Origin of the sequence: Simiaoa sp. (assembly GCF_051972595.1) — a bacterium.
Lineage (GTDB): Bacteria > Bacillota > Clostridia > Lachnospirales > Lachnospiraceae > Acetatifactor > Acetatifactor hominis.
Genome location: NZ_JBOKRY010000014.1, coordinates 57,985 through 69,168, shown reverse-complemented (window position 1 = coordinate 69,168; position 11,184 = coordinate 57,985). Strand labels below are relative to the sequence as shown.

The window sequence follows — 11,184 nt, the reverse complement described above, 5'->3', positions numbered from 1 at the left end:
TTATTATACATGAATTCCTTGAGAATAAGGTGTCAACTTTATTTATACAACATCAATGCATCGTTTCCGGTTACATTCTCTGTTGTTCCGCGCCCCGTGTCAGTTCTATAACCGAGAAGTGTTCCCATGTTATCCCGATAGTAGGTATAAATGTTCTGAACTCGTTCCCAAACCTGCTCGTCAAAATAAACGTCGCTCCTTTGGCTAACCATGCTTTCCACATACTGACGAAGATCGGAATAGAACAAATCGCTGACATCATAGCAGACATACTGTTCGTCCTCATAGATCTTGTACTGCTCCATCTGTTCAAAGGTCAAAAGTTGACCGCGGATAAAGGCATAGTCCTGCGTGGTATGAATTTCATTTTTTTCGTATATGAAAACATAAATCAAGGGAATATCCACACCGCCGTCGATTTCACCTTTGTGCTGCGGGATGTAGGCGCTTAAAACCATCGCACATTCTTCCGCGGAGGCACCAATGATTTTGTCATACCCGTCCGTTGATCGGCGATGCAGACCAGTTAGCTGCAATTGCATATCCGCAGGCACAGCAGGGTCAAAAAGGACACTTTCGGCGCTGTCAATCAAAGTTAACTCATTTGGTGACACGGAGGGCACGATGTTTATATCCATTTGTTCCAACACCCTCTGGCAATGTTCCAGATATTCGCCAGCAAGCCGATTTCTTTCATTAATATCCAAAGTGTATCTTTCAAAGTATGGTCTGAATTCTTCCATAATTTCTGATATCAGTTCCGGATCAGCGTCAACCGGAGTAATCGGCGCCACGTCAACTTTTTCGGTTGGGACAGATTCTGCAAATTCAACCGTACACATCCAATCCTGTCCAAATAAGAAGTTGTTATTTGTCAACACCAAGTAGTACCAATCATCATCCGAAATCGGTGTCTCCAACAGTGATATATCATAGGCATCTGAAAGATCAATTACCATCGTACCGCTTGAGTTAGCAGGTATCTCGGTGTTGCTGAAAGACACCTTTCCCGAAAGCGGTTTAACTTCCTCGCTGGTAGACCAGCGCATTAGTTTAAGTTTCGATTGAAAATTAAGCTCTTTGTCAGACCTATTTTCTACTTGAACAGAAATTACACCATTTCCCTCATATGTGGCAGACAGAGAAAGTTCATCTCCGGATAGGGAGGAAAACAAACTGTTTGCAAAAACAGTCATAGAAAAGAAACAAAAAACTGCTGCAACTACTCCCCATTTCACCCATACCGGCTTTTTCTTCACCCGTATGTTGGGAGCTGCTTCCTGAATATACTTTGTGCTGATGTTACCAACCGCCTCGGAAATATCTTCACGTTTCATACTATAAATCCCTCCCCCTTCAAATAATCCCGCAGTTTGTCCCTAATACGGGAAAGTCGCACTGACACGGTATTACTCTTCAGACCAAACTGTTTTGCAAGTTCCGAAATAGAATAGGCATACCAATATCGACGAACAAAGAGTATTCGACTCTCTGCATCCAGTGTATCCAGAAAATAGTCAATCTGCCGGGTAAGCTCCTTTGCGGAAATCTCCGCCTCTACACTTTCAGAGGAGGATACACATTCCTCCAGTTCGTCTAAAGCCGCATCGTAAAAGCTGTTGCGCTTGACAGATGTATTCGCGTGATACTTTTTTATGGAGAGGTTACGGACAATTCGACAGATATAGGTAAGCAACGGGTTTGGATTTTGAGGCGGTATTGTATTCCATGCTCCTAAATAAGCGTCGTTAACACACTCCTCTGCATCTAGGATATTGTTCAAAATATTTTTTGCGACCTTGTTACAGACATTTCCGTACTTCACCGACAACTCTATGATTGCCTGTTCAGAGCGCATATAGAACAAATCAATAATTTCACTATCGTTCAAATCATCACTTCCTTTCTGCCTCACCTATATACTACGAATTAAGAGAAAGATATTACAAGAAAAACAAATATTTTCAAATTTAACAGACAGTGTCTGGGATATTGAGTATCTCTTCCTGATGATTGAAAAAAGCCAGATTTCTACTTTTCTCTATGAAAGCTGAAAAGCAAAGATTCCATTGACTTTTCTTTTCCGGGACAAGGATTTTTTATTTCTCCCATAAAATAACTATAATTTGCAAATTATAATTGCCGTCTCCATAATTACCGCCTGAAAGTCTGTTATTATACTCCAAGCGGTATTATTTTTATCAAATCATAGATAGAACTTTCAAAAATACCGCCTGATGGATAATAACTCCATTCAGGCGGTATTATAACGATAATTTTTCAAATGAAAGAAGATTTTTTACTGCCGCGATATAAAAGTAACTCTGTCCGGCAGTATTTTATTTAAACTCCACCACAACGCTGCCCATGGCACATTCCAACTCCATATTTTTAGAAGCGTTGTTGTTGATCTGTTTCTCCTGTGCCAGGCCGTTGTAACTGTCATCACCGACTTTCAGTTCACCCATGCCGCAGCTTAAGTCGTAGTTGAAATCCGTCTGCGTTCCTGCCAGTGTCAGTTTCAGTTCTCCCATGGAGCACTCTCCGTCCAATCGTTCGGTCACATCTCCGTTCAGACGGACGGATCCCATTCCTACTGACACCTCTGCCACGCGGCTGCTCAGTTCTTCTACTGTCATCTGACCGGCACCACAGTCTAACTCTACCTGGTCAGCCTCCAGTTTCTCAAACGTCATCTTGCCGGCACCCACATTGGCTTCCAGCGCCCCCGTCTGCAATTCCTCTACACTGAGGCTTCCGGCGCCCAGATCCAAAGAGGTATTTTCAAAATAATATCCCTCAGGCACATACAGGCAGATGGAACCGCCCAGATTACCTTCACTGTTGCTGCTTACTTTTGAGGTTCCGCGGATCTCCATCGTACCGCCTTCCACATATCCCTGGAACTTTCGCATTCCATCGGCTTCTACCCGGAAGCAGTTATCCTCTGACACCTGAATCTTCATGACACAGCCACCGGCCTGCACCTGTAGATCCGTGATGCCCTGACTGTCATCCCCCAGAACATACAGCTCTATCTTTCCCGACCTAACTTCATAATCTGAGTCATAATCCACATTGTCCTCTAGATCATAGTGCACATCGCCCATATTTTCCCGGATCTGCTCCGTCACACCGTTGCTCCAGTCATCCACCTCTTCTCCGGAGATTCTTCCCAGGGTAACCGCTGACAGGATCTCCCCCGGCGAAACATGCGTGGAGCCATTCCCCAGGCTTCCGCTCACTCCCAGGATCAGTCCCAATAATATTAATATCAACGCTGTGATGGCACAGCCCTTCATAAATTTTTTCATGCTTCTTTTTTACCTCTTTTCTGGAATAATCCTCCGATCCAACAACAGATCGCCGGTGTGGCGATTCCCGCCATGGCCACGGTCAGCATCAGGAACAGAAGTCCGACACCTCCGCAGATCAGTCCGGCACCGATCAGGCACATTCCCACAAATGGATGCGTAAACATACTGATGATCCCTACTGCCACCAGTGCGATCAGAATCAGTATCAGTGCTGCTGCCGTTGCCCCGAAACCGATGATCAGTCCGAACCATGTGGCGATCAGCCCTGCTGCCACGCCGATACCGGCGGAAGCTGCTCCCAGGATCACCGGGGATGCCAAAATACATAAAATTACAATCAGCACGATCATACCGGTGGACATCCCTTCTTTTTTCTGTGGAGATACCACCTGTGCCTGTGCAGTTTGCGACGTATCACTCTGACGGTTGTTACCATTTTCTGTCTGAGAATCTGCCGGATAAGTGATCACTGCCCGGCTGTCGGCTCCTACTCTCTGGTAGTTGTTCTCCCCGTAACCATTGCCGAAAATGTCCTTTTTGATATTCTCCGCCACCTTCGCAGGATTCCCCAGTGCCTCAATAACATTCTGTTCATTCTCCGGTCCCGCATCGTTAAAATATTCATTATAATATTGTAGCGCTTCTTTCCGCTCCGTAGCAGAAATATTTTGCAGCAGGCTCTCCAGCTGCCTCATATACTCCGTTCTGTTCATCCTACTTTTTCTCCCATCTGTGCATCGTTACGTCTCTGACCTGTTAACCGGTCTTCCCTCAAACAGTCCCGTGATCTTCCCGCTGTAGCTTCGCCACTCGCTTTCATATAAATGAAGCTGTGCCCAGCCCCTGCTGGTGACCTTGTAATAGCGTCTCGTCCTGCCACTGCATTCCCTGTCATAGACCTCCAGACATTCGTCCTTCTGTAGTCTCCGAAGCACGGGATACAGGGTGGATTCCGACAGTTCGATCACCTGCCGGACCTCCTGGGTGATCTTGTACCCATAGGTTCCTTCCGGTTCCCGGGCGACCACCGCCAGCACGATAGCATCCAGCAGAGCTGCTCCTGTATTAAAAAGCATACTATCGCTCCTCTCTGAAATTTGCGGCTATCCGGCTTTCCTTACAATATTATATGCCGTATAGTATTGCTCTGTGGCTATACTATACGGCATATAATATCATGCGTCAATATAGAGAAACCGTAAGAAATTCTAAAGACTTTCCAAAGATTCCGTCGACTCCTCCAGAAACTCCTGACGGATACTGTTTTTATGGATCACAATGGCAGAGATCAGAAGTGCTCCCCAAAATACCTGCCGTGGTATTCTCTGTATCATCAACAGAACCGCTGCTCCCACGGCAAAAAGGATATAAGTGATACGGGTTCTTTTGGTGTGCGGTCTGATCAGAAGGGCAGACCCCGACAAATACAATATGATCAGCAACAGCAGCAGTTCCGGCTGTACCGGTGCCAGTCCGATCAACACGCCGAAGGATACCGCAATGGCTTTGCCTCCGTTCCCATGATAAAACAGGGAATAGGCGTGCCCCAGTACCGGTGCCGCCATGATAAGCGGAAACCAGCTGTCTGTCACAAGTCCCATGCCAACTGCCACGTATACCGGCAGTGCTCCCTTTAACAGATCTCCCAGCAGGCACAGTATCCCGACAGGCACTCCTGCGTATTTCATGGCATTGGCAGTCCCCGGATTGTGATCGTTGCTGACCTCAGTGACATCGATTCCTTTGATCCACTTCGGCAATGCCCTGCCGAACAATATACTTCCGCATAACAATCCGAAGACTGTCATTCCCAGTTCACGTATGATCATCTGTCTCTCCTGTCTGTCGCTTTCCTCTGTGCCTAAGCTTCCTCCTGTGCTGCTTCCGCCGCTTCTTTTTGTCCGCAGATAAATTCACAGACTGCATCTGCGGCGTTAGGCTTTCCGTATTTTTCCTGACACTTCCGCATTTCGGCCTGTGCCTCCGGATCCCGCAGAAGCTTTAGTCCATTTTGTATCACGGCATCTTCCGTATCTCCTGATACAGACATCCCATGTTGTGTGAAAAAGGCAACATTGCGATCCTCACATCCGGGGATCGGCTTAGTGTGTACCAATGCAGCTTTCGCCGCCACTGCTTCCGTGGAGGTCAGTCCTCCCGGTTTGGTAAACAGAATATCCGCCGCTGCCATGTAGAGATGCGCTTCCGTGGTAAAATCCAGTACATGCACCCGCTCTGTATCGGCATATCTATCCCGGAGTGTCTTCTTCAGCTCTTCATTGGTTCCCCCCAGGATATACAGATGGGTATCCTCGCCGGTCTGCTCCACCAGCTTCGCCGTCATGCTTTCCACACGGCCGTACCCCATGCTGCCCGTCATCATAAGGATACAGGATTTATCTGCCGGAATCCCCAGCTGCCTTCGCGCTTCTCTTTTTTCCGGAAGCTTCAGGAACCTATCCGATACCGGAATTCCCGTGGGAACCAGCTTCTCCGCAGGGATGCCGCGTTTGATGAACTCCGTTGCCAGTTCCTCATGCGGGATAAAATAGTAATCCACCTTTGTCTCCTCGGTAAAAGGAATACAGGTATAATCCGTGGCAATAAAATAAGTCTGTACGTCCAACTTATGCTGTCGTTGCAGCCAGGTCATTGCCTCAGCCGGGAACAGATGTGGCATTACCACCGTATCATATCCGTTCTCTGTGATATAGCTGCACAGCTTATCCGCATACAAAGCGTTGGCAAAATACACCGGTGACTTTAATCTGGCAGACGAAATGGCTCTGCCTACCCGGTACGCTCCGGCGAACACCTTTTTCGCCCGGACCGTGCTCCAGATGTAGATCCGGCGTCCGTAAGCGCTGGCCTTGTCCGAAGCAAAATTAAGTACATCCGCCAGTTCACAGGGAATGCCACGTTTTTCAAACTGTTCTTTCACCGCTTTTGCAGCGGAATTATGTCCCTCACCGGTTCCGGTGGATAAGATCAGTACCTTCATAAATAAATTCTCCGTTAGTTTTCCATCAGCCAGAAATATGCACTGTACGCAGGCAGAAGACTGCCGCCGCCAAAGTCATGTTTCTCTCCGGTGATCAGATCTACCGCCGTTCCGCAGCCGGCATCAAAATGTGCCATGAAGTCCTCTCCGTCTGCATTGATAGCCACCAGTACTCTCTCATGCTCCGACTTTCTCTCGAAAATACACTGCTTATTGGTCAACAGTACCGAACGAAAGGCTCCGTAATTCAGTGCCTCGGAATGCTTCTTGGCCTCTGCCAGTCTGCTGATCCAGTCGCACAGACCGTTCCACTCCGGCTTGTCAAAGCAGGGACGCAGTGCGGGGTCACCATCTTCTTTTCTGGCTTTGAAGCCCCATTCGCTTCCATAGTAGACACAGGGAATCCCCGGCATGCCGAATGCCATGGCATAGATCAGGGGCAGGTGATTTTCATTATTCAAAATACTTGCCACGCGGGTCACATCGTGGTTATCCACGAAGGACAACAGGTGTTTTCCCTTATACAGTGTCCAGTTCTCCGGTCCGAACTGGCGCAGCAGGGAATGCACGATCTCGAACATGTTCATGCTGTTGAAGCTGCTGTAAAGTCCCTTATAGCACTCGTAGTTCGTCGCGGAATGTAACATCTGATCATTCATCAGGCGGTTATAATCTCCGTGAAGCATCTCCCCTAATAAGAAGAAATCCTGCTTGTAGGCACCGGTCACTTCCCGCAGTCTTCTGACAAAGTTCTCATCCAGGCTGTACGCCACATCCAGGCGCAGACCGTCAATACCGAATTCATCGATCCAGCCCTTCACGCTGTCTAACAGGTAATTCACTACCTCCGGGTTCTGCAGGTTCAGCTTCACCAGATCAAAGCAGCCTTCCCAGCCCTCATACCACAGTCCGTCGTTATAGTTGGAATTGCCGCCGAAATCGATACGGTAGAACCAGTTCACATAGGGAGAGTTCTCCCGGTTTTTAATCACATCCTGAAACTGTGCAAAGCCTCTGCCCACATGATTGAACACACCGTCTAACACAACCCGGATTCCTGCCGCATGCAGTGCATCGCAGACTTCCTTAAAATCCTCATTGGTTCCCAGCCTCACATCGATCTTCCGATAATCCCTGGTATTGTAACCATGGGTATCCGATTCAAATACCGGAGAGAAATAAACGGCATTCACTCCCAGCTTCTGCATATGGGGGATCCACTCCTCCACACGTTTGATCTCATGTCTCTGTATTCCATCATTTTCAAAAGGAACTCCACAGAATCCCATAGGATAGATCTGATAAAAAACACTTTCATAAGCCCACATATTAGTCCCCATTCCTTTCTGCCTTAATTTCAGGTTACCTTAATTTCATACTTTGTACTCATAGATACTTTTTCATTGACTGGTTCAGTACTGCTTGTATTTATTTATCCACATCAATTCTTTTGCTATTATACACCATTTTTGATCCATCTGTCGTTTTTTTTGTAAAAAAGCTCAAATAATCCACAAAATCCACCGAGTTATCCACATATACACACGTGTCATATGTGGTTATGTGGATTGTCATGTTGTATATCAACTCTGTTATCATATCGAATGTCATCGTTGCTGCCACAACCAGGCGTCCCAAAATCGCTCCACCTTTTTAGCCACCGTATCCACTGTCACAGGCACTACCTGTTCCCACTCCCTGGGGAACATTCTACGATAAGAATACTGTCTGAAACGCTCATCCAGCAGGACGATAATTCCCACATCTTCAGATGTCCTTATCACCCGGCCCGCTGCCTGCAGTACTTTATTCATTCCGGGATAACGGTAGGAATAGTCAAAGCCGTTTTCCCCATTGTCATCAAAATAGTCCTTGAGGATTTCCCGTTCACAGCCTACCTGTGGCAGTCCGGTTCCTACTACGATCACACCGATGAGGCTGTCCTTTTTCAGGTCGATCCCCTCTCCGAAGATACCTCCCAGCACGCAGAACCCGATCAGCGTCTGTTCCTCTTCCTCCTCGATCTCCATGCCGATAAGGCTCTGCAGGTCGCAGTCTTCATTGCCCCGGAAGCGGTTCAGAAAGTATTCTCTCTCCTCTTCGTTCATGGATTCCTGCTGTACCAGGCATTCCTCTTCTTCTGTCATAAAATATTGCCCGTAGATCTCATAGATCTGATCCATGAAGGAATAGGACGGGAAAAATACCATGTAATTGCCGTGCCGGTTCTTCACGACTTCATGAATATAGCGGGCAATATTGTAGTACTCCTCCCGGGATCTGCGGGTGAACTTGCTGGTCACATCCCCGGCGATCAATATGGTGCGCTTCTCGGGATCGAACACCGAGTGCGCGTATACTTCATAGTCTTCCTTCTCTCCCCCCAACAGATTCTTGTAATACTGGATCGGCAGAAACGTGGCGGAAAACAGGATCGTACTGCGTCCCCTGAGCATGCATTCCTTCAGATTTTCTCTGGGATTGACGCAGAACAGCTTCAGTTCAAAGCTGCCGTCCTCACACGTTCTCGTATATTTGACGTAGTTTTCATCGATCCTCTCGTAAATATCCAGAAAATGACTGAGCTTGAAATAGAAATCCAGCAGATTCTCCCTCACCTCCAGACTGACCTTCTCCTGCTCCTCCAGATAATCGCTGATGATGCCGTGAAGTCTGGTCAGAGGCTGCACCAGCATGTCAATATCCTCCACCAGCCGGTATCCGTCGCAGTCCCGTTTCATGGACAACAGCTGCGCATTGCACTTTTCCAGCAACTGGCTGATCCTCTCCGCATAGCCTTCCCGCACAAAGGTACTCTTTCCGTCAGACTTTCTTCCCTTATGTCCTTTGATATAGATAGAGTCCGTACCGTCCATTTCCACAAATGTATGCTCTTGTGGCAGTTGTTTTGACATGTCTGTCATTTCTAATGTCATTTGTCCGGAAATCTCGTCTTTATCGCGCTTTTTGAGCGCTGCCTCCTCCATTTCCGACATGATTGTCTGTTTTATCTCCCGCTTCAGTTCCAGCAGGTCTTCCTTCCGCAGAGGCGCGCTGTACATCTCTCTGCCGCGCTCTAAGAGGTTATGTGCCTCATCGATCAGAAATACATAGTCCCCCTGGCTGCCATCTCCGAAAAACCGCTTCAGATAAACATGGGGATCAAAGAGGTAATTATAGTCTCCGATGATGCCATCCGCGAACAGACTTAAGTCCAGTCCGAATTCAAAGGGACACACCTGATATTTCAGGGCATATTCTTCTATTTTATTTCTCGTAAAGCTCTCTTCGTGGGTCAGCAGATCATAGATGGCATCATTGATCCGGTCAAAATGTCCCTTGGCATAGGGGCACTGCTCCGGATTACATTCGGTATGCTCCTGAAAACAGATCTTCTCCTTCGCCGTCAGGATAATACTCTTGAATCGCAGTCCCTTTTCCCTAAGTAATGAGAAAGTATCCTCCGCTACTGTCCGGGTGATAGTCTTCGCCGTAAGGTAGAACAGCTTGTCCCCCATATCTTTCCCCATGGCTTTTACCGTGGGGAAGATGGTGGAGATGGTCTTGCCTACTCCCGTGGGAGCTTCGATGAATAATTTTCTCTTATGGTAGATGGTCTGATATACATAACTGACCAGTTCTTTCTGTCCATCCCGGTAGTCAAAAGGAAATTGCAATCCGGCAATGGACTGTTGTCTAAGCTCCCTCCACTGCCAGGTATAATCCGCCCATTTGCGGTAATCACGGATCAACTGCTGAAACCATACCTCCAGCTTGGCAAATTCATAATCTTCATAAAAATAGCGGATATCCTCTGTCTCTATATTACAATAAGTCAGCCGTACGCGGATATAAGGCAGCTCCTTCTGCAGACTGTACATATAGGCATAGCATTTTGCCTGGGCAATGTGCAGGGGTAACGGTGCCTTCAGCTTCGCCAGATCTCTGTAAGTCCCCTTGATCTCGTCGATGGTGGTCTCGCCGTTCTGTTCAATGATACCGTCCGCCCGTCCCTCCACGATGATGACATAGTTCTCCGTGGGATGGGTGTATTTCAGCGCCACTTCCGCCTGATACTCCGCTCCCATGCGGCGTTGGATCATACGGTGGATCCTGCTGCCCTCCTGCATTGCATTCTCAGGGGAACCCTGTCTCCTGTCATCGATGTCGCCACTGCGCAGAATGAATTCCACAAGATTCCTCACCGATGTTCTGACTTCTCCTGCCATGCGGCTTCACCTCCCTTGACAAATTCCTATCATAACCGCATGCCTGTGGCTTGTCCCATGCTGCACACTCTCACAAGCCCGGTATACGAAAACTCCCCAGGTAAATAGTACTCTATCTTACCTGGGGAGTCAAATCACATTCTGTTATCACAAGATGTTTTAGCACGCAATCGCATACTGTCTCAACAGCTCTTCAAATTTATCATTGTAGCCGTCATAAGATACAGACAGTGGCTTTGTGAAATCCAATCCATACACTCCAAGGAATGACTTGGCATCGACTACGTATCTGTTATAGCATATATCAATATCAAAATCACACTTTGAAGCTACATCAACAAAATGCTTCACGTCTTCAGGTGTCAAACGGATCGTCTTTGACATTTCTTGTTCCTTCCTTTCAATAGTAAGTTCGATCGTAAGTTAAAAAATACACCGGGTACTTTCCCCTCATATCTGAAATCATTACTATTATAGCCAACCATCCCCAAATGTAAAGCGGTTTTTTTCTTCCAAAAAACGCTCATTTTAGGCATTTTTACCACTCTTTTATCATTTTGACAACAGTTGGTCTCCATCCGGAAAACCTTTTCGGCGATTTGTATATTTGTTACTTTATCACGATAAAATCCAAATC

Annotated in this window: 10 protein-coding genes; all 10 read right to left on the bottom strand. The window is 47.1% G+C overall.

The features are described 5' to 3' along the window. Positions 1-38: 38 nt before the first annotated feature. The gene (locus ACTRDR_RS07250) at positions 39-1,337 is read right to left on the bottom strand and encodes a hypothetical protein (RefSeq protein ID WP_440526679.1); all 1,299 of its coding nucleotides are present in this window, start codon (positions 1,335-1,337) and stop codon (positions 39-41) included. After that, the gene (locus tag ACTRDR_RS07245) at positions 1,334-1,891 is read right to left on the bottom strand and encodes an RNA polymerase sigma factor (RefSeq protein ID WP_440526678.1); all 558 of its coding nucleotides are present in this window, start codon (positions 1,889-1,891) and stop codon (positions 1,334-1,336) included. The genes ACTRDR_RS07250 and ACTRDR_RS07245 overlap by 4 nt, the downstream gene beginning before the upstream one ends. Before the next feature lie 448 nt (positions 1,892-2,339). Then, positions 2,340-3,314 carry a DUF4097 family beta strand repeat-containing protein gene (locus ACTRDR_RS07240; protein WP_440526677.1) on the bottom strand — a complete coding sequence of 325 codons (975 nt, stop codon included), beginning with the start codon at positions 3,312-3,314 and terminating at the stop codon, positions 2,340-2,342. Beyond that, on the bottom strand, positions 3,311-4,030 hold the full coding sequence (locus ACTRDR_RS07235; protein WP_176862130.1) for an HAAS signaling domain-containing protein: 720 nt from the start codon (positions 4,028-4,030) through the stop codon (positions 3,311-3,313). Before ACTRDR_RS07235 ends, ACTRDR_RS07240 begins: the two co-directional genes overlap by 4 nt. A gap of 27 nt (positions 4,031-4,057) precedes the next feature. Beyond that, positions 4,058-4,393, bottom strand: a complete 336-nt coding sequence (locus ACTRDR_RS07230; RefSeq protein WP_440526676.1) for a PadR family transcriptional regulator — start codon at positions 4,391-4,393, stop codon at positions 4,058-4,060. Between the two features lie 132 nt (positions 4,394-4,525). Further along, a complete protein-coding gene (locus ACTRDR_RS07225; protein ID WP_176862127.1) occupies positions 4,526-5,146 on the bottom strand; it encodes a glycerol-3-phosphate acyltransferase in 621 nt (206 codons plus the stop codon). Positions 5,147-5,178: 32 nt separating this feature from the next. Further along, positions 5,179-6,318: an MGDG synthase family glycosyltransferase gene (locus ACTRDR_RS07220; protein WP_440526675.1), complete on the bottom strand. Its 1,140-nt coding sequence runs from the start codon at positions 6,316-6,318 to the stop codon at positions 5,179-5,181. Between the two features lie 14 nt (positions 6,319-6,332). After that, a complete protein-coding gene (locus tag ACTRDR_RS07215; RefSeq protein WP_118551540.1) occupies positions 6,333-7,646 on the bottom strand; it encodes an alpha-amylase family glycosyl hydrolase in 1,314 nt (437 codons plus the stop codon). A gap of 279 nt (positions 7,647-7,925) precedes the next feature. Further along, positions 7,926-10,547, bottom strand: coding sequence for an ATP-dependent DNA helicase (locus ACTRDR_RS07210; RefSeq protein WP_440526674.1), 2,622 nt, complete (start codon positions 10,545-10,547; stop codon positions 7,926-7,928). Positions 10,548-10,706: 159 nt separating this feature from the next. After that, the gene (locus tag ACTRDR_RS07205; protein WP_176862123.1) at positions 10,707-10,931 is read right to left on the bottom strand and encodes an HPr family phosphocarrier protein; all 225 of its coding nucleotides are present in this window, start codon (positions 10,929-10,931) and stop codon (positions 10,707-10,709) included. Positions 10,932-11,184 lie beyond the last annotated feature (253 nt).